Annotated in this window: 17 protein-coding genes; 6 read left to right on the forward strand and 11 right to left on the reverse strand. The window is 65.5% G+C overall.

Annotation, left to right across the window (positions count from 1 at the left end; genetic code table 11):
* Nucleotides 1-14 precede the first annotated feature (14 nt).
* The 3 genes from SJY40_RS12135 to dapA form a co-directional block, all read right to left on the reverse strand.
* The gene (locus SJY40_RS12135; RefSeq protein WP_378946707.1) at nucleotides 15-653 is read right to left on the reverse strand and encodes an NrsF family protein; all 639 of its coding nucleotides are present in this window, start codon (nucleotides 651-653) and stop codon (nucleotides 15-17) included.
* The gene (locus SJY40_RS12140) at nucleotides 650-1204 is read right to left on the reverse strand and encodes a sigma factor (protein WP_378946710.1); all 555 of its coding nucleotides are present in this window, start codon (nucleotides 1202-1204) and stop codon (nucleotides 650-652) included. The genes SJY40_RS12135 and SJY40_RS12140 overlap by 4 nt, the downstream gene beginning before the upstream one ends.
* A 147-nt stretch (nucleotides 1205-1351) precedes the next feature.
* Entirely contained in the window at nucleotides 1352-2227 is an 876-nt protein-coding gene (gene dapA, locus SJY40_RS12145; protein ID WP_378946713.1) for a 4-hydroxy-tetrahydrodipicolinate synthase, read from the reverse strand.
* 126 nt (nucleotides 2228-2353) lie between these two features.
* Between dapA and SJY40_RS12150 the strand changes: the two genes are divergently transcribed.
* Nucleotides 2354-4426: a transglycosylase SLT domain-containing protein gene (locus SJY40_RS12150; protein ID WP_378946716.1), complete on the forward strand. Its 2073-nt coding sequence runs from the start codon at nucleotides 2354-2356 to the stop codon at nucleotides 4424-4426.
* Here SJY40_RS12150 and SJY40_RS12155 read toward each other — a convergent pair.
* The 3 genes from SJY40_RS12155 to SJY40_RS12165 all read right to left on the reverse strand — a co-directional run bounded on the left by SJY40_RS12155 (nucleotide 4392) and on the right by SJY40_RS12165 (nucleotide 7237).
* Nucleotides 4392-5348 (reverse strand): DMT family transporter, encoded by a 957-nt coding sequence (locus tag SJY40_RS12155; protein WP_378946719.1) that lies wholly within the window; start codon nucleotides 5346-5348, stop codon nucleotides 4392-4394. The genes SJY40_RS12150 and SJY40_RS12155 overlap by 35 nt on opposite strands.
* 116 nt (nucleotides 5349-5464) lie before the next feature.
* Nucleotides 5465-6256, reverse strand: coding sequence for an inositol monophosphatase family protein (locus SJY40_RS12160; RefSeq protein ID WP_378948428.1), 792 nt, complete (start codon nucleotides 6254-6256; stop codon nucleotides 5465-5467).
* A 66-nt stretch (nucleotides 6257-6322) separates the two neighbouring features.
* Entirely contained in the window at nucleotides 6323-7237 is a 915-nt protein-coding gene (locus SJY40_RS12165; RefSeq protein WP_378946721.1) for a LysR family transcriptional regulator, read from the reverse strand.
* A 92-nt stretch (nucleotides 7238-7329) separates the two neighbouring features.
* Here SJY40_RS12165 and metF point away from each other — a divergent pair, with 92 nt between their 5' ends.
* Complete coding sequence (metF, locus tag SJY40_RS12170) at nucleotides 7330-8208, forward strand: methylenetetrahydrofolate reductase [NAD(P)H] (RefSeq protein WP_378946724.1); 879 nt, start codon at nucleotides 7330-7332, stop codon at nucleotides 8206-8208.
* A 4-nt stretch (nucleotides 8209-8212) separates the two neighbouring features.
* On the opposite strand, the gene SJY40_RS12175 is transcribed toward metF, so the two are convergent.
* Both SJY40_RS12175 and SJY40_RS12180 read right to left on the reverse strand, forming a co-directional pair.
* Nucleotides 8213-9310: a DUF2235 domain-containing protein gene (locus SJY40_RS12175; protein WP_378946726.1), complete on the reverse strand. Its 1098-nt coding sequence runs from the start codon at nucleotides 9308-9310 to the stop codon at nucleotides 8213-8215.
* 35 nt (nucleotides 9311-9345) lie between these two features.
* Entirely contained in the window at nucleotides 9346-10500 is a 1155-nt protein-coding gene (locus tag SJY40_RS12180) for a type III PLP-dependent enzyme (RefSeq protein WP_378946729.1), read from the reverse strand.
* A 268-nt stretch (nucleotides 10501-10768) separates the two neighbouring features.
* Here SJY40_RS12180 and SJY40_RS12185 point away from each other — a divergent pair, with 268 nt between their 5' ends.
* The gene (locus SJY40_RS12185) at nucleotides 10769-13630 is read left to right on the forward strand and encodes a valine--tRNA ligase (RefSeq protein ID WP_378946732.1); all 2862 of its coding nucleotides are present in this window, start codon (nucleotides 10769-10771) and stop codon (nucleotides 13628-13630) included.
* Between the two features lie 75 nt (nucleotides 13631-13705).
* Here the strand turns inward: SJY40_RS12185 and SJY40_RS12190 are convergent, their stop codons facing one another.
* The 3 genes from SJY40_RS12190 to SJY40_RS12200 are packed head-to-tail and all read right to left on the reverse strand — an operon-like array spanning nucleotide 13706 to nucleotide 16493.
* Complete coding sequence (locus SJY40_RS12190) at nucleotides 13706-14809, reverse strand: pyridoxal phosphate-dependent aminotransferase (protein WP_378946735.1); 1104 nt, start codon at nucleotides 14807-14809, stop codon at nucleotides 13706-13708.
* Nucleotides 14810-14849: 40 nt separating this feature from the next.
* Nucleotides 14850-15086 carry an Lrp/AsnC ligand binding domain-containing protein gene (locus SJY40_RS12195; RefSeq protein WP_378946738.1) on the reverse strand — a complete coding sequence of 79 codons (237 nt, stop codon included), beginning with the start codon at nucleotides 15084-15086 and terminating at the stop codon, nucleotides 14850-14852.
* A 30-nt stretch (nucleotides 15087-15116) separates the two neighbouring features.
* Complete coding sequence (locus SJY40_RS12200) at nucleotides 15117-16493, reverse strand: MATE family efflux transporter (protein WP_378946741.1); 1377 nt, start codon at nucleotides 16491-16493, stop codon at nucleotides 15117-15119.
* A 128-nt stretch (nucleotides 16494-16621) separates the two neighbouring features.
* On the opposite strand from SJY40_RS12200, the gene SJY40_RS12205 reads away from it, so the two are divergent.
* Genes SJY40_RS12205 through plsY form a run of 3 tightly spaced genes read left to right on the forward strand, consistent with a single transcriptional unit; the run spans nucleotide 16622 to nucleotide 19442 of the window.
* Nucleotides 16622-17581 carry an aspartate carbamoyltransferase catalytic subunit gene (locus SJY40_RS12205; RefSeq protein ID WP_378946744.1) on the forward strand — a complete coding sequence of 320 codons (960 nt, stop codon included), beginning with the start codon at nucleotides 16622-16624 and terminating at the stop codon, nucleotides 17579-17581.
* A 2-nt stretch (nucleotides 17582-17583) separates the two neighbouring features.
* Nucleotides 17584-18864, forward strand: coding sequence for a dihydroorotase (gene pyrC, locus SJY40_RS12210; RefSeq protein WP_378946747.1), 1281 nt, complete (start codon nucleotides 17584-17586; stop codon nucleotides 18862-18864).
* Nucleotides 18861-19442 carry a glycerol-3-phosphate 1-O-acyltransferase PlsY gene (plsY, locus tag SJY40_RS12215; RefSeq protein ID WP_378946749.1) on the forward strand — a complete coding sequence of 194 codons (582 nt, stop codon included), beginning with the start codon at nucleotides 18861-18863 and terminating at the stop codon, nucleotides 19440-19442. Before pyrC ends, plsY begins: the two co-directional genes overlap by 4 nt.

A 19442-nucleotide genomic window follows, 5' to 3' on the forward strand; every position in this document is an offset into this window, starting at 1 on the left:
CCCCGCCGATCGGCCTACCAGCGCAGCAGTCGTCGCCCTGCCATGGCGCCCGCCGCCGTCACTAGCCCGATGCCCAGGCCGTACCACATGATGAAGAACAGGGGCGCGTCCTCGTTGCAATGCAGGGCATAGATGGCCGTGGCCGCCCCCGCCACGCCCAGCCCCGCCAAGGCTCCGCTGATCATCGGCGCGGAACTGGCCCCCGCCCGCAGCAGGTACAGCACCGCAACCAGCGCCGGCCCCGAGATCACCGCGATCGAGCCCAGACAGACCATTGCCGAATTGCCAAGACTGCGCGGCACGACCTGCCCGTCCGGCAGACCCATGGCCTGCGCCAGCCACCACGCCACTGCGCCGATGGCGATGACCGCGATCAGATTGCGGACCATGACCGGGGTAGAGCGTTCGGGATGGGTCAAACGGACCGCCGCAAAGGCACCCGCCGCCATCAGCGCCAAGGGGATCAGCCACTTCAGCGCCGTCACAGGATCGCCCATCGCCGCCACCAGATCGGCGCGCAGACCAAGCACTCCGATGACGATGCCGCCTGTCAGGGCCAGCAGACCCGCAGCCGCGGAAATCACCCTGGGTGCCGCAGGTCCTTGCGTGACGCCGTCCATTGCGATCAGTTCGACCAGATCATCGGTTTTCACAGCCCATCCTCCTGTCGCAGTCTCGCCAATCGCTGCAGCGCACGGTGCAGCGCCACCCGCAGCGTTCCGGGGGCCAGACCAAGACGCCGGCCGCATTCATCCTGCCCGTGCGCCTCGATGGCCAGACAGCGCAACAGGGCGGCATCGCGGTCCTGAAGGCGGTCGATCAGCAGACCCGCATCGCGCAGCTCAAGCCCGTCGGGGGCATCTGCGGCGGGCAGCGTTTCCGCAAAATCATCCACCGGCACATGGACCGCCCGCCCGCGCTTGCGGAAGGCGTCGATCAGCTTGTGCCGCGCGATGGCATAGACCCAAGGACGCAGCGGCATCGCCGTGTCCCATGTCGCGCGCTTCACGTGAATCGCCAAAAGAGTTTCCTGCACCACATCCTCGCACAAGCTTGCGTCCATGACACCGGACCGCGCACGGACGATCCCGCGCAGAACCGGCGTCATGGCCGTCAGAACCCGACGATAGGCGGTTTGGTCGCCGGCAATGGCCGCACGCATCCATGTTGACCATTCGTCGTCCCTGCCGTCCTTCATCGTCATCGACTGTCCTTACGCATGCGGGGGCCATCGCGTTACACCATGGCACGCGATTTTCGAAAGGACAGCACCCGGATGGCAATTCGGGGTCACGTCGCGGGCATCGGGAAAAGGATCGCGGACGGGGGCGCCCCCCGTCCGAACGGGTGCTTACAGCAAACCCGCATGTTCCAGCGCGGCATCGATCAGGCGGCGCGTCGGCTCGGTCAAGGGGGTCAATGGCAGGCGGACGCGTTCATCGCACATGCCCAGACGGGACATGGCGTATTTCGCACCGACCAACCCCGGTTCGATGAAGATGGCGATATGCAGCGGCATCAGCTTGTCCTGATATTCCAGCGCCGCCGCGTAATCGCCACGCAGCGTTGCCTCTTGGAACTGCGAACACAGCTTGGGGGCGACGTTGGCGGTGACGCTGATGCAGCCCACGCCGCCATGCGCGTTGAAGCCAAGCGCGGTCGCATCCTCGCCCGACAGCTGGACGAAATCCTTGCCGCAGGTCAGACGTTGGCTGCTGACACGCTCCAGCTTGCCGGTGGCGTCCTTGACCCCGATGATCGACGGGATCTGCGAAAGCACGCCCATGGTTTCGGGCATCATGTCCACGACCGAACGGCCCGGAATGTTATAGATGATGATCGGCAGGTCGCAGGCCTCGGTCAGGGCGGTGTAATGCGCGATCAGCCCCGATTGCGTCGGCTTGTTGTAATAGGGGGTGACGACCAGCGCCGCATCGGCACCGACCTCGGCCGCGTGCTGGATCAGGCCGATGCCTTCGCGGGTGGAATTCGACCCCGCGCCCGCAATGACCGGAATGCGGCCGCCGACGGCCTGCACGACCTCTTCGATGACAAGGCGGTGTTCGGCATGGGTCAGCGTGGGGCTTTCACCGGTGGTGCCGACCGGCACCAGACCGTGGCTGCCTTGGTCGATATGCCATTCGACCAGCTTTTTCAGCGCGACCAGATCCAGTTCGCCGTCCTGGTCGAACGGCGTGACGAGGGCTGGCAGTGACCCTTTGAACATGACACGCTCCTGTGGTTGGTCTGCAAAGCTAGACGTTGGTTTTCGCGGACCTCACTATCCCCGGATGGGGAACTTGCCAAGGTTGTGAATTGCGCAGCGTGCGATTGCCGATCAGACAGGATGCCGATGCGACTTATGCGTGACATGTTCTATGCGGGCCTGATCGCGGTCCTTCCCCTTGCCACCGCCCCCGCGCAGGCCGAGGACGCTGGCGCCATGGCGCTGGCCCTTGCCGCCGCCGACAGCCGCAATTGGGTCACGGCACGCGACGCCGCCCTGCGCGCAGGCCCCCTGGCCGAGGCGATGGTCGGCTGGCAGGCGCTTCGTGCGGGCTATGGCAGCTTTGCCGATTATGCTGATTTCCTGCGTGAAAATCCGGGTTGGCCGGGGCTGGAAACCATCTATCGTCAGGGCGAGGCGAAGCTGCGCGCCGGTGACGACCCCGATGACATCCGCGACTGGTTCGAAAACCGCCACCCGACGACCCTGTCGGGCCTGAACGCCCTGACCGCGGTTCTGTCCAGCCGCAAGGCGCGGGCCGAACGCGCGCTGTTCTTCACCCTGGCCCCCATGACCGCGGCCGAAGAAACCGCCCTGCTGGACGATCCCGAGACCGAGCTGACGCCGCTGATCCCCGCCCGCGCCACCGCCATGCTGGACGCGGGCGAATGGGAACAGGCCGAGCGTCTGATCCCCCGCCTGTCGCCCGCCCTGCAACCGCTGGTCCGGGCGCGCGTGGCCCTGCAATCGGGACGGCAGGGCGTGGATGATCTGATCCTTGCCCTGCCCGAAGGCCAGCGTGCCGATGCGGGGCTGACGATGGACCGCTTCCTGTGGCGGGTCCGCGCCAAGATGCATGACGCGGCGCAGGACCTGATGCTGCAGGCTTCCTCGGCCGAGGATCTGCGCAACCCCGACCGTTGGGCGCAGATGCGGGTCGATTACGCGCGGCTGGCCATGCGTCGCGGCGACTGGCAACGCGCGCTGGATCTGGCCGCGCCCCATCATCTGGAGCCGGACAACCGCCATTATTCCGATCTGGAATGGCTAGCGGGTTTTGCCGCCCTGAAGACCGGCCAGCCGCAGGTCGCGCTGGATCATTTCCTGCATCTGGAAACCGTCGTCGGATCGGCGATCAGCAAGGCCCGCGCATATTACTGGCAGGGCCGCGCGCATCAGGCGTTGGACGACACCCGCGCCGCTCGCCGCGCCTTTGAAGACGCCGCAGCCTTCCCCGGCGTCTATTACGGTCAGCTGGCGATGGAGCAGGTGGGCACCCCCCTGCCCCCCGAATATGCCGTCACCGGCCCCGCCATCGACACCCTGCCCGACTGGCGCGGCAGCGATCTGCGCGAAAACGGTTTGTTCCGCGCCGGTCTGTGGCTGATCGCATCGGGCAGGCGGGACGAGGCGCAGCGCTTCTTTTTGCATGCCGCCCAGAACGCCGACCCCGAAGACATCGCCCGCATGTCCCGCCTGATGTTTGAGGCGAACGCCCCTTGGCACGCCCTGCGTCTGGCCAAGCAATCGGCCAATCAGGGCGTCATCTGGCCCGCCGCGCAATTTCCGCTGACGGGCCTAGAGGACCGCGACCTCGGCCCCCCGCCCGAACTGGTCATGGCCATCGCGCGTCAGGAATTGGAATTCAATTTCACCGCCAGCAGCCATGTCGGCGCGCAGGGGCTGATGCAGCTGATGCCCGGCACCGCCGAACAGATGGCCCGCAAGCTGGACCTGCCCTATGATCTGGCGCGGCTGTCCTCGGATGCGGCCTATAACGCCAGCCTCGGGTCGGCCTATCTGATGGGGCTGGCGGATCGCTTTGGGGCCTCGGTGGCGCTGATCGCCTCGGGGTATAACGCCGGGCCGGGGCGTCCGGCGCGCTGGCTGGATGATTTCGGCGACCTGCGCCGTGATGCCGATCCGGTAGAATGGGTCGAGCTGATCCCCTTTGACGAAACCCGCAATTATGTCATGCGCGTGGCCGAGGCCCTGCCCGTCTATCGCGCCCGGATCCACGGCAAGCCCGCGCCGGTAGTGACCCGTTGGGACCTGTCGGGGGGCGGCTTGATGCCGCCGCCGCCGCTGCGTCTGACACTGGCGCTGTCGGTGCGCCCGCCCGCACGGCCCGTCATCGGGCCGCGCCAGCCGGTGTTCTTCGGCCCTAACCTGCCTTCTGACGCTGCCGCCACAAGGTGAAGATCCCCGCCGCCACGACGATGGCGGCGCCCACCACGACATTGTGGCGCAGGGTTTCGTCGAACAGCCAGACGCCGATGAAGCTGACCCAGACCAGCTGGGTATAGGCAAAGGGCTGCAGCGCCGATGCCTCGGCCAGCTCATAGCTGCGGATCATCAGGTAATGCGAGGTCATGCCGCAGACGCAGAGGCACCCCATCCAGATCCAGTCGGTCGGTGCCAGCCATTGCCAGTCCCAGATGCCGACCAGCGTGATGGCCACCGCACCGGAAATGCCGGTCCAGAAAAAGCTGACCATCGCCGGATCGTCCCGCGACACATGTCGCGTCAGCAGCCCGTAAAGCGCGAACATCCCCGCCGCCGCGAAGGGCAGCAATGCGGCCAGCGACATGACGCCACCGCCGGGGTTCAGAATGACGATGATGCCCGCAAAGCCCAGCCCGATGGCCGTCCAGCGCCGCCATCCGACCTTTTCGCCTAGGACAGGCCCGGACAGCGCCGCGACGAGCAGCGGATAGACGGCGAAGACGGCGTGGGTCTCGATCAGGCCGAGGCGCACGAAGGCCTCGACCATCAGCAGCACCTCAAGCGCAAGGATGACGCCGCGGGCGATCTGGGTCAGCGGGCGCTTGGTGCGGATCGCGCGTTTCAGACCGCCGGGCTGGCGCGACACCAGCGCGATGACGAAGAGCGCAAAGACCCAATAGCGGATCATCACGATCAGGACAGGCGGATATTCCGACCCGAGAACGCGCGAAAACCCGTCCTGCAATGCAAAGATGAAACTGACCGCGCACATCAGGAAGATGGCCAAACCGGTACGGTCCTGCGCGGGCCGCGCCATCAAGGGCGGCAGCGGCGGCGGGGCCGATGCAGTGGCGGCGGATGCGGCATAGGGGGGATGGGAATGATCTTCGGGCATGTAATCGCTTTCAGGAACACGGCCCCCTGTTGCGCCCCATGCGACCTAAGGTCAAGCGCGGGCGGATCTGCACGATGTGCAATCCCGCCCGCGTGTCATGTCTGCATCTGTCCGGGTCAGTCGCGGCTGCGGACGACCTTGGCGAAGGGTTCCAGCAGGGTCGGGTTGGCGGCAATGATGCGGCCCGATTCCAGCGGGCTGTCGCCGTCGCGGATACCCTCGACAAAGCCACCGGCCTCGCGGACCATCAGGATGCCGGCTGCGACTTCCCAAGGCTTGGTGCCGCGTTCCCAATAGCCGTCGAAGCGACCGGCCGCGACATAGCACAGGTTCAGCGAAGGCACGCCAAAGCTGCGCACGCCGCCCGACACCGGCATCAGACGGGCCAGATCCTGCAGCGACGCGGGTAAGGGACCGCTGCTGGCATGGGGGATGCCGGTCGAAAAGACCGATTCGGACATCCGGGTGCGGCCCGAAACGCGCAGGCGCTGGTCGTTCATGAACGCCCCGCCGCCCTTTTCGGCCATGAACAATTCGTCCTTGGCAGCGTCGAAGACCACGGCGGCGACAATCTCGCCCTTATGCTCCAGCGCGATGCTGACGCCCCAATGCGGCAGGCCGTGCAGGAAGTTCGACGTCCCGTCCAGCGGGTCCACGATCCAGCGGCGGGTGGGGTCGTCGCTGGCCTGTTCGCCGGTTTCCTGACCCAACCAGCCATAGCTGGGACGAGCGTTCTGCAGCTCTTCCTTGATCAGGCGTTCGGCCTCGCGGTCGGCACGGGTGACGAAATCACCGGCGCCCTTGACGCTGACCTGCAGGTTTTCAACTTCACGAAAGTCCTTGACGAGGCCGCGCCCGGCCTTGCGGGCGGCCTTGACCATGACGTTCAGATTGGCGCTTGCCATCACATGCTCCGGAAAAAGGGGTTGGCGCGTCATAGAGGCTGTGACGCGGAATGTGAAGCGAAAGGCACGTCACGCCGCAGCACCGCGCAGCATTCGCAGGGGTTCGGTGCGTGAAAGCCGCAACACATGGGCCATATAGGGCTGCGACAGGTCATCTTCGCGCACCGCCGCATAGAGCCTGCGACGCACCCCGCCCGCCCCAAGCGGCAGCAGCGCCAGTTCCGGATTGGCGCTTTCGCGGCGCAGAACCCAGTCCGGCATCACCGCCACACCGCGCCCCGAGGCCACCAGCATGACGGCCACGGCGGTCAGTTCCACGGTGCGGGTGCGCGTGGGTTCGACACCCGCAGGCGTCAGGAACTGGCTGAAGACGTCCAGCCGCGCCCGGTCCATCGGATAGTGGATCAGCGTTTCACCCGCCAGATCTTCGGGATCGGCATAGCCCTTGGCGACCAGCGGATGCCCGGCGGGCACCATCAGCGTCGGCGCGTAATCGAACAGCGGTTGGAATGTGATGCCCGGCAGATCCTCGGGGTCCGAGGAGATGACCAGGTCCACCTCCTCGCGCACTAAGGCAGGCAGCGCGCCAAAGGCCAGCCGCTGACGGATGTCCACGTCCACATCGGGCCAAGCGCGGCGGAAGATGTCCAGCACCGGCAGCAGCCAGTCGAAGCAGGCGTGGCATTCCATGGCGATGTGCAGCCGCCCGATGCGGCCGGCCTCGACGCCCTTGAACTCGGCCTCGGTCGCGGCGACCAGCGGCAGCACCTGTTCGGCCAGACGCAACAGGCGCATGCCCGCCGCCGACAGCCGCATCGGCTTGGCCCGGCGGACGAACAATTCGACCCCGGCCTGTTCCTCCAGCGCCTTGACCTGATGGGACAGCGCGCTTTGGGTGATGTTCAGAACCTCGGCGGCGCGGGCCAGACCGCCCTGCGCGTGGACGGCGTGAACGGTGCGCAGGTGACGCAGCTCAAGATGCATGATGAATTCCGCTCAGGTTTATCTTGAAGATTATGAATTTGTCTCACGCCATGCATCGTGGCACAAGTCCTGCGAACCGAAAGGATACCGACATGACCCGCCAAGACCCCAAGATCAGCTTCGAGTTCTTCCCGCCCAAGACGCTGGATGCCTCGTTCCGGCTGTGGGAAACCGCGCGGGCGCTGGCACCCCTTGGGCCGGAATTCGTCTCCGTCACCTATGGCGCGGGCGGCACGACCCGCAAGCTGACCCATGAGGCCGTGACCACCATCAACCGCCAGTTCGGGCTGCAGGTGGCGGCCCATCTGACCTGCGTCGAGGCGACCCGCGAAGAAACCATGAAGATCGTGCAGGATTACGCGGATGCCGGCATCCGCGACATCGTGGCGCTGCGCGGCGATGCCCCCAAGGGCGCTGACGGTTTCACCGCCCATCAGGACGGGTTCAACAACTCGGTCGAGCTGATCGAGGCGATTGCCGCGCGCGGCGACATGAACATCCGCGTCGGTGCCTATCCCGAGCCCCACCCCGACAGCCCCGACACCGATGCCGATGTCGCATGGCTGAAGCGCAAGGTGGAGGCGGGGGCCACCAGCGCCATCACCCAGTTCTTCTTCGACGCCGACACCTTCTTCCGCTTCCGCGACAAATGCGCGGCGGCGGGGATCGACGCCCCCATCGTGCCGGGCATCCTGCCGATCCAAAGCTGGGCGGGCACCAAGCGTTTCGCCGCCATGTGCAACACCACCGTCCCCGATTGGGCGCATGAGGCCTTTGATCTGGCCGCATTGGACGGGGCCGATGCCCAACGCCAGCTGGCCACCGGCATCTGCGTCGATCTGTGCGAAACGCTGATCGCGGGCGGTGTGGACCGGCTGCACTTCTATACGCTGAACCGTCCTGAACTGACCCGCGATGTCTGCGCCGCCCTTGGCGTGCGGCCCAAGGCGGCGCTTGAAGCGGTTGCCTGATCCATCACTGGCCCGCGTGACCGGCGGGCCCGATGTTGGTGGGGCTGCTGATCGGGGGCATTCGCGGGATGGCGACGTCTTCTGGCGGTGAAGTCACCGCCGGCGCCAGATGGTTGACCAGCTGTGCGGGACCGACATAGGGCAGCGCCACCGTCGGGTGCAGCGCCTCGGAGCGATAGCGGCCGACAAGGCGCGGGGTGCGGGCCAGAAACGCCTTGCCCCAGTTGCGCCAGGACCCGATGGCCGGCGCATCGGCATCGCAGGCAAACAGCCCGTGCCACCCGACAGGCAGCTGCAATCCGATCCCCTCGGCCCGTTCCAGCATCCAAGTCAGCGGAATATTCGACAACGGTCGCGCGAATTCAAAACCCGACAGCTGACCGCCGATGTCGGGATGTGCGCCGCGGAACCACATCTGCTCGATCCGGCCGGCGGCGTGATCCTCGTCCCACAGCATCGGGGCGAAGGCGGCGCGGGTTTCATCCAGCGCCAGGGCCTGAAAGGCGTGTTCGATGCCCTCGCCCAGATGGGCATTGTGGAAACGGAAGCGCGGCTCGGTCAGCATCCACAGCAATGGCAGGCGGATGCCAAGCGCCATGACCGTGTCGAAACAGCCCACCATGCGGATGGGGGCCGCCGGATGGCACCGCCGCGCGAAGCCCGCCAGCGCCCGGTCCGAGGACCCGCGCTGATACAGCCGCCACGCCAGCCGGATGTTGCGTTCAGTCGCATGGCGGGGCGTCAGCAGGCCAAGCCGCCCGATCATCCCTGCAAGACTGCGCACCGCGAAACCGCCGCGCGAATAGCCCACCATGAAAATCCGGTCGCCCGGCTGATAGGCCGTCGCCAGCCAGCCATAGGCCTTGGTGATCCGCGCCTCCAGCGTGGTGCCCATCACCAGTTCATGCAGCGTCCGCCAGTGGTTCCACTGCTGCCCCATGGCGTAATGGATGCGGATGCGCCCCGCGATGGGCGGCAGTCCCAGTTGCCCCGTCAGCAGCCGATGGATGCGTCCGATAGAACTGCGCCGCCCTTCGGCAAGCGAGGCGAATGTGCCGTCCATCAGAATGATATGGGTCGTCGCGGGTCGAATCGTCTTCATGCCCCCAAGCCTAGCATGAGGGCATGAACCAGAGGTTATGACAGTTGCATCACGGTCGCGCGCGTCATGGCGCCAAAGCCGTTGAAGCGCGTGTTGGTGACCGTGGAATAGGCACCGGCCCCGTGGAAGATGACATAGTCGCCTTCCTGCGTGTCGGCGGGCAGACCCAATTCGCCCGGCAGGCGGTTGACGCTGTCGCAGGTCGGCCCGAAGATCACCCGCCCCGAGGCATCGCCGGTGCGCGGATTGCCCTGCGGATCCAGCACCTCGATCCGGTCGATGTTGCCGATGATCGGCAGTTCGGCCAGCCCGCCATAGACGCCGTCGTTCAGGAAGACGTTGACGCCGTCGCGGATGCCCTTGATGCGGGTGATCAGCGAAAACGCGTCGGCGCACAGACCGCGGCCCGGTTCGCAGACCAGCGCAGGGGCGTCATCGCCGAACATCTCGGTCGCGGTATCGCCGATTTCCTGGAAGATGGATTCCAGATCGGGTTCGACACCGACGGCGCGATGCGACGGGAAACCGCCGCCGACGTTCAGGCGCACGGCCATGACGCCTGCCATGTTGCAGATGTCCTTAGCGACGCGGATATAGCTTTCCCACGCGATGGGGTCGGTGCATTGCGTCCCCGGATGGAAGGTCAGCGAGGGCACATAGCCACGCCGTGCAACCTCGGCCAGCAGTTCAGCGGCCAGTTCGGGCGATGCGCCGAACTTGGACCCGAAGTCATAGGCCGCCCCCAGCACCGGCAGCTTGAACCGGGGTGAGATCTCGACCCCCTGATCGCCGATATGGGTGGGCAGCTGCGCGAACAGCTTGTCCAGTTCCGACTTGCTGTCCACCGACCAGGATCTGATGCCGACCTCGACCGCATGGGCGATTTCGGATCCGGCGCGGACGGGGTTGTGGTAATGGCGCGCGGCATCGGGGGCCATGCGGCCGATCAGATCGATCTCGAACGGGGATGCGACGTCGAAACCCTTGATGCCCGCCGCGACCAGATTCTGGATCACCACCTCATCGGGGTTGGATTTCACCGCATAGGTCACAAGACCCGGGAAACCGTCGATGAACTGACGCGCCCGGTCCTGCAGGACCGTCGGCGCAAAGACCATGACCGGATGTTCCGGAGCGAGATGGCGAATGACATCCGCCGGATTGTCCCAGACGGTCTTCTGTTGTCCCATTGCGGTTCCTTTCGCACAGGCAAGCTGTCGCAGATTAGTGATACAAACCCAGCCTTGCGCCTTAGGGTTCCGGCCCCGGCCTTGCCAAGACCCGAAATGCCCGTTGGCGCAGATGTTACGACGACAAGCACGCCATTCCCCCGAAATCAACAGCCGCGGCCCCCCGGCGGCCAGATTTCGCGCCTGATCGCCGCATCCGGGGGGCGCGTTGGACTTGGCCTTTCGCCCCGCATTCGCTAATCCACCCTCAACAAAGGGGATCGCGACGATGACGATGGACAAAAGCTTTGACGCCAAGGCCGCCGAGGCCCGGATCAGCGCCGAATGGGAACAGACCAATGCCTTCGCGGCAGGGGCCAATGCCAAGCGCAGTGAAACCTTCACGGTGATGATCCCGCCCCCCAACGTCACCGGCAGCCTCCACATAGGCCACGCCTTCAACAACACGCTGCAGGACATCCTTGTCCGCTGGCACCGGATGCGCGGTTTCGACACGCTGTGGCAGCCCGGTCAGGACCACGCGGGCATCGCCACCCAGATGGTCGTCGAACGCCAGATGGCGCAGCGCGGCGAACCGGGCCGTCGCGAAATCGGCCGCGATGCCTTTGTCGAAAAGATCTGGGACTGGAAGCAGGAATCCGGCGACACGATCATCAACCAGCTGAAGCGCCTTGGGGCATCCTGCGACTGGTCGCGCAATGCGTTCACCATGTCGGGTGCCCCCGGTGCGCCCGCCGGTCAGGAAGGCAACTTCCATGACGCCGTGATCCGGGTCTTTGTCGATCTGTACGACAAGGGCATCATCTATCGCGGCAAGCGTCTGGTGAACTGGGACCCGCATTTCGAAACCGCCATCAGCGATCTGGAGGTCGAGAACCGCGAGACCCCCGGCCATATGTGGCACTTCAAATACCCGCTGGCCGGTGGCGCGACATATGAATACGTCGAGCGTGGCGAGGACGGCACCGTCACCCTGCGCGAGACGCGCGACTATATCAGCATCGCCACGACCCGCCCCGAAACCATGCTGGGCGACGGTGCGGTTGCGGTGCATCCGGATGACGCCCGCTATGCCCCCATCGTCGGCAAGCTGGTGGAAATTCCGGTCGGCCCCAAGGAACAGCGCCGCCTGATCCCGATCATCACCGATGAATATCCCGATCCCGATTTCGGGTCCGGCGCGGTCAAGATCACCGGCGCGCATGACTTCAACGACTACGAAGTCGCCAAGCGCAACAACATCCCACTGTACGCATTGCTGGACACCAAGGGCGCGATGCGTGTCGACGGGTTGTCCTATGCCGAAAGCGCGGAAATCGCGTCCCATGCGTCGAATGGCGAAGACGTCGGCGATGTCAGCAACGTGAACCTTGTGCCTGACGACCTGCGCGGTCTGGACCGGTTCGAGGCCCGCAAGCGTGTGATCGACCAGATCACCGCCGACGGCCTGGCCGTGACCTATCTGCACAAGGAAATCGAAAAGGAAACCGGCGCCGAACATCTGGAGCGCCGCCCCGTCATCGACAACAAGCCGATCATGCAGCCCTTTGGCGACCGGTCCGGCGTGGTGATTGAACCGATGCTGACCGACCAATGGTTCGTGGACACCCAACGCATCGTCGGCCCCGCGCTGGACGCGGTGCGGTCGGGCCGCACCCAGATCCTGCCCGAGCAGCACAAGAAGGTCTATTTCAACTGGCTTGAGAATATCGAGCCCTGGACCATTTCCCGCCAGCTGTGGTGGGGCCACCAGATCCCCGTCTGGTACGACGAGGACGGCAACCAGTATTGCGCGCCCTCGGAAGCCGAGGCGCAGGCCAAGGCGCCCGGCAAGGTGCTGACCCGCGACCCCGACGTTCTGGACACATGGTTCAGCAGTGGCCTCTGGCCCATCGGCACGCTTGGCTGGCCGGAACCGACGCCGGAACTGGAGAAGTATTTCCCGACCGACGTGTTGGTCACCGGCTTCGACATCATCTTCTTCTGGGTGGCCCGGATGATGATGATGCAGTTGGAGGTGGTGAAGGACATCCCCTTCCACACCGTCTATGTCCACGGGCTGGTGCGCGATGAAAAGGGCGCCAAGATGTCCAAGTCCAAGGGCAACGTCATCGATCCGCTGACGCTTGTCGATGATTTCGGGGCTGATGCGCTGCGCTTTACCCTGACCGGCATGGCCGCGATGGGCCGCGACCCCAAGCTGGGGCCAAAGCACGTCGAGGTGAACCGCAACTTTGTCACCAAGATCTGGAACGCCACCCGCTTTGCGGAAATGAACGGCGTGCGCGGCGGTGCGGCACGTCCGACGCCGACTTATACCGTGAACCGCTGGATCATCGGCGAAACTGCCCGCATCCTGATGGCGACCGACGAGGCGCTGGCCTCCTATCGCTTCAACGATGCGGCGACCGGGCTTTATGCATTTGTCTGGGGCAAGGTCTGCGACTGGTATGTGGAATTTGCCAAACCGCTGTTTGATGGTGAGCATGCCGATGAAACGCGCGAGACCATGGGCTGGGTGCTGGACCAGTGCTATCTGATGCTGCACCCGATCATGCCCTTCGTCACCGAAGAGCTGTGGAGTCTGACCGGTGAGCGGCAAGGCATGCTGGTGCACGGCGACTGGCCCGAATTGGGGTCCGACCTGATCGACGCGGATGCCGACCGCCAGATGAACTGGGTCATCGCCCTGATCGAGGCCGTGCGTTCGGCCCGTTCGCAGATGGGCGTTCCGGCCGGTGCGAAACTGGACCTGATCGTGACCGAGGCCGACGCCGCCGCCCAGGCCGCCTTGCAGGCCAATGGCCCACTGATCGAGCGCTTGGCACGAGTCAACACGCCCGTCGATGGTCAGGCAGGCAAGGGCATGATCGCCGTGTCGGCCCAAGGGGCCAGTTTCGCGCTGCCGATCGGCGACGTGATCGATGTCGCCGCCGAAACCGCGCGTTTGCAAAAGTCGCAAGCGAAGTCGGTGAAGGATGCCGAAGGGCTGCGCAAGCGTCTGTCGAACCCCAAGTTCGTCGAGAATGCCGAAGCCGAGGTGATCGAGGAAACCCGCGCCAAGCTGGCGGCCTTGGACGACGATATCGCGCGGCTTGCGGCGGCGCTGGATCAGTTGGCAGCGATGTGATCACGGCCCCTCGCCGGGGGTGCCTGTCTTGATGGCAGGTGCCTCCGGCGGGGGTATTTGGACAACCAAGAAGGTTTAGGCGGCGCTCACCTCGTCCAGCGCCTTGGGCAGGACGACGGACAGCAGGTCCAGTTCCTGGGCGGGACCGCAGCTGATGCGGATGCAGCGGTTCAAGGGCGCGACGCCCGGCATGCGGATGAAGACGCCGCGATCCTGCAATGCCTTGACCAGATTTGCGGCATAGGTGCCGTCGCGACCCGTATCGACGGCAACGAAATTCGTGGCCGAGGGCAGCGCCTTCAACCCGTTCTGGCGCGCGATCTGGCCGATGCGGTCGCGCGATATTGCCACCTGATCCTGCACATGGGCCAGCCATTCGGTATCGGCCAATGCTGCAAGCGCGCCGACCTGCGCGATGCTGTTCACGCCGAAATGATTGCGGATGCGATCGAAGCCCGCAATCAAATCCGGCGCGCCGATGGCATAGCCGATCCGCGCGCCTGCCAGTCCGTAAGCCTTGCTGAAGGTGCGCATGCGGATGACGCGCGGATCATCGGCGCTGATCGTGGGGATGGCATCCTGCGGGGCGAATTCGACATAAGCCTCATCCAGGATCAGCAGGCAATCGGCGGGCAGTTGGTCCAGCATCGCTTCGATCACTTGGCCGGAATGCCAGCTGCCCATCGGGTTGTCGGGATTGGCCAGATAGACCAACCGCGCGCCGGTCTTATGTGCCAGATCGATCAGGGCCTGCGGGTCCTCGTGATCGTCCTTGTAAGGTGCCTTGTGCAGCACGCCTGCATAGCCGTTCACGTGGTAGTTGAAGGTCGGATAGGCCCCTTCCGATGTCACCACGGCATCGCCCGGCCCGACCATCAGGCGGACCAGAACGCCCAGAAGGCCGTCGATGCCTTCACCCATCACGATGTTTTCAGGGTGTGCGCCCAACTGGGCGGCCAGCGCGTTGCGCAGATCATGGCTGGGGGCATCGCCGTATTTCCAGATGTCGGACACCGCGTCGCGCATGGCCTGAATGGCGTGCGGGCTGGGGCCGAAACCGTTTTCATTGGCACCAAGGCGCGCGCCGAAAGGCTTGCCACGCTGGCGTTCAAGCGTTTCGGGGCCGACGAAGGGAACGGTCGAGGGAAGCGAGGCGGGGATGGGGGCAAATCTGGTCATGGGTGATAGATGCCCGCAACCTGCCCCGTCCTGCAAGGGGTCAGAAGGCGCGGAAGGTCATCGTGGTCAGCGTGCGGCTGATATGGGGAATGTCGAACAGCTTGTCGGACAGGAAGCGACCGACATCCTGATCCTCGGGGATATAGACCTTGGCCATCAGATCGTAATCGCCGGATGTGGAATACAGCTCGGACACGATCTCTCGGTCATAGATGGCCTCGGCGACCTGATAGGTCTTGCCGGGCTCGCAGCGGAACTGGACGAAAACAGGGCGCATGATATCCTCCGGATGGTCGGTCGGCGCAGGTTAGACCGCGGCGCGCGGCAGGGTCCAGTCCCCCCGCGCATGGCCGCGCCAGAACCGCCACATCAGCAGGATGGCCGCCAGCGTCAGCCCGACGCACAGCCCTAGCCACAGCCCCGCCGGACCGAACCCCAGCGGGAAGGCCAACAGATAGGCGACCGGCATGCCGACCCCCCAATAGCTGAAGCCCGCCATCCACATGGGCACATTCGTGTCATGGACCCCGCGCAGGAAGCCAAGCGCGATGACCTGAAACGCATCGGTCAGCTGGAACAGCGCCGCGTACAGCAACAGGCTGGCCCCGATGGTCACGATCAGCGCCGCCTGCGGGTCGTTGGGGTCCAGATACATCCGCACCAGCTGATGGCGGAACAGCAGATAGATTGTGATGGCGATGGCGGCGAAGACCAGCGACATCCAGATGACGGTGATGGCCGCATCGCGCATCCACGCGCGGTCGCCGCGTCCCTTGGCCTGCCCCACCCGCACGGTGGCGGCATTGGACAGCCCCAGATGCGCCATGAAGGTGATCGAGGTGATCTGCAGCGCGATCCCATGGGCTGCCAGCTGCGGAATGCCGATCCAGCCCATCATGATGTTCGAGGCGACGAACAGCCCGCCCTCGGCCACCATGGTGACGCCGATGGGCCAGCCGATGCGGGCGATCTGCGCCATGGCCTGCCAGTCGGGGCGCCAGAAGCGCTGGAACAGGTGGTAATGCCGCGCAATGGGGAGCCAGCGGGCATAAAGAACCAGCAGCACCAGCTGGATGATCTGCACCGTCAGGCTGGCGATGGCCGCGCCCTGCACGCCCAGTTCGGGCGCGCCAAGATTGCCGAAGATCAGAACCCAGTTCAGCGCCACGTTCAGCGGCAGGCCCGCCAGCGTCACCCACATCACCACCTGCGTGCGTTCCAGCGCCGCCAGATAGGAGTTCAGCGTCAGCTGGCCCAGCACGACCCCAAGGCCCCAGCCCGCGATCCGCAGATAATCCTGCGCCAAGGCCGAGACCATCGGCGTCTGGCCAAGCGACAGCAGGATCGGTTCGGAAAACCACATCAGCGGCATGGTCAGCAGTGCAAAGCCCGCCGACAGCCACAGGGCCATGCGGGCACCGCGGCGAACCTCGGTTTCGTTGCCGCTGGCGATATGGCTGGCGATCAGCCCCATCACGCCGGTGCCGAAGCCCATGCCAAGGAAAAACAGGATATGGAAAAAAGACCCCGCGATGATCAGCGCAGCAAGGGGTTCGACCCCGTACCAGCCGATCATGACGGTGTCGCCCACGCCGATGGCCATGCGGGCAAGATGGCTGCCGATCAGCGGCAGGCCAAGCGACAGGGTCGCAAGGATATGAGGGCGATACCGGGACATTTGCATACTGCCCGCAATATCCGCGCGGACCCCACCGGGCAAGCGATCTTTGCACCACCTGCAAATGCCCTGCCCGCTTGCCGCACGGCCCGCCATCTGCGATAGATCGCGCACCCCCGACTGAAAGGCTGAACATGAGCTTTCGCGCCCGTCACCTGCTGGGCATCGACCATCTCAAACCCGCCGAGATCGTGTCGTTGCTGGACCTGGCCCAGGAATATGCCGCGCTGAACCGCAGGACCGTCAAGCATTCCGATGCGCTGGCGGGCATGACCCAGATCAACATGTTCTTCGAGAACTCGACCCGCACGCAGGCCAGCTTCGAACTGGCAGGCAAGCGGCTTGGGGCCGACGTGATGAACATGGCCGTCAGCCAGTCATCGGTGAAGAAGGGCGAGACGCTGATCGACACCGCTCTGACCCTGAACGCCATGCAGCCCGACCTGCTGGTCGTACGCCACCCCAATTCCGGTGCGGTGAACCTGCTGGCCGAAAAGGTGAACTGCGCCGTCATCAACGCGGGCGACGGGCGGCATGAACACCCGACGCAGGCCCTGCTGGACGCGCTGACCATCCGCCGCGCCAAGGGCCGCCTGCACCGCCTGACCATCGCCATCTGCGGCGACATCGCCCACAGCCGCGTGGCGCGGTCGAACCTGATCCTGCTGGGCAAGATGGAAAACCGAATCCGCCTGATCGGGCCGTCGACGCTGATGCCTGCCGGCGCCGCCGATATGGGGGTCGAGCTGTATGAAGACATGCACGAGGGTCTGAAGGGTGCCGATGTCGTCATGATGCTGCGCCTGCAGCGCGAACGCATGGACGGCGGCTTTATTCCGTCCGAACGCGAATATTACCACCGTTGGGGCTTGGACGCCGAAAAGCTGGCGCTGGCCGCACCTGACGCCATCGTTATGCATCCCGGCCCGATGAACCGCGGCGTGGAGATCGACGGCACCATCGCCGATGACATCAACCGCAGCGTCATTCAGGATCAGGTCGAGATGGGCGTCGCCGTCCGTATGGCCGCGCTGGACCTGCTGGCACGAAACCTGCGCGCCGAACGCGGCCGCATTGCCGAGGGCGAGGCTTGATCATGGACCAGTTCTTTACCAATGCTCGCCTGATCGACCCCGAGGCCCAGACCGACGACATGGGCAGCTTGCTGGTCCGCGACGGGGTCATCGTCGGCCGCGGCGGGCCTGATGATGCCGCCCCCGAAGGTGCGACCGTCATCGATTGTCGTGGCCGCGCGCTGGCCCCCGGCATCGTCGATTGGGGCGTCAAGATCGGCGAACCCGGTGAGCGTCACAAGGAAAGCTTCCGCAGCGCCGGTCTGGCGGCGGCGGCTGGCGGCGTGACGACCATCATCGCCCGTCCCGACACCCTGCCCCCCATCGATACCCCCGAGGCGCTGGAATTCGTCGCTCGCCGCGCCGCCGATGCCCCCGTCAACATCCACCACATGGCCGCCCTGACCAAATCGCGCGAAGGCCGTGAAATGGTCGAGATCGGCTTTCTGACCGATCTGGGCGCTGTGGCCTTCACCGATGGCGTGCGCGTCGTGCGCGACACCAAGCTGCTGACCCGCTGCATGACCTATGCGCGCGGCTTGAACGCCCTGATCGTCGGCCACCCGCAAGAGGCTGGCCTGTCCGGAGGCGCCGCAGCCACCAGCGGCAAGTTCGCATCGCTTTACGGCATCCCCGCCGTATCGCCGATGGCCGAGGTGATGGGTCTTGACCGCGATCTGGCACTGGTCGCCATGACCAAATGCCGCTGGCATGCCGATCAGATCACCACGGCGGCGTCGCTGCCCGCGCTGGAACGCGCCCGCAAGGCGGGGCTGGATGTGACGGCGGGGATCTCGATCCATCACCTGACGCTGAACGAATTCGACGTAGGCGATTACCGCACCTTCTTCCGCTTCACCCCGCCCCTGCGGTCCGAGGACGACCGTCAGGCGATGGTGCAGGCCGTGGCCGATGGCGTGATCGACGTCATCGCCAGCTTCCACACCCCGCAGGACGAGGAATCCAAGCGCCTGCCCTTCGAGGCCGCCGCCCCCGGCGCCGTCGGCCTTCAGACCCTGCTTCCCGCGGCGCTTCGTCTCTATCATCAGGGCGGGCTGTCCCTGCCGCAGCTGTTCCGCGCGATGTCGCTGAACCCCGCCCGCAGGCTGGGCCTGCCCGCAGGCCGCCTGTGCGATGGCGCCCCTGCCGACCTGATCCTCTTCGACCCCGACGCGCCCTTCCTGATGGACCGCTTCGCGCTGCTGTCGAAATCCAAGAACACCCCCTTCGACGGCGCCCGCATGCAGGGCCGCGTGATGGGCACATGGGTCGCGGGCCGCCGCGTCTTCGGAGAAAGCGCATGACCCTGATCCTCTGGACGCTCTTCGGCTATCTGCTGGGATCGGTGCCCTTCGGGCTGGTCATCACCCGCGCCCTGGGCCTGGGCGATCTGCGCCAGATCGGGTCGGGCAATATCGGCGCGACCAATGTGCTGCGGACCGGCAACAAGCCCGCGGCCCTTGCCACCCTGCTGCTGGACAGCGGCAAGGGCGCAATCGCCGTGCTGCTGGCGCGCCACTTCGCGGGCGACGGCGCGGCGATGGTGGCAGGGGGCGCGGCCTTCCTGGGGCATTGCTTCCCCATCTGGCTGGGCTTCAAAGGCGGCAAGGGCGTGGCGACCTTCCTTGGGACGGTGCTGGCGCTGCACTGGCCCCTGGGCCTGATCGCCTGCGCCACCTGGGCGCTGACCGCCGCTGTCACCCGGATCAGTAGCCTCAGCGCGCTGGTGGCCGCCGTGGCGGTGCCGATCGTCGCGCTGGTGACGGGACGCGGCGATCTGGTCGCCGTCACCTGCTTCATGACGGCGCTGATCCTGATCCGCCATCACGCCAACATCCGCCGCCTGATGTCGGGGACCGAACCCCGCATCGGCCGCAAGTGA

The sequence above is a fragment of the Paracoccus sp. R86501 genome (genome assembly GCF_042466435.1).
Taxonomy (GTDB): Bacteria; Pseudomonadota; Alphaproteobacteria; order Rhodobacterales; family Rhodobacteraceae; genus Paracoccus.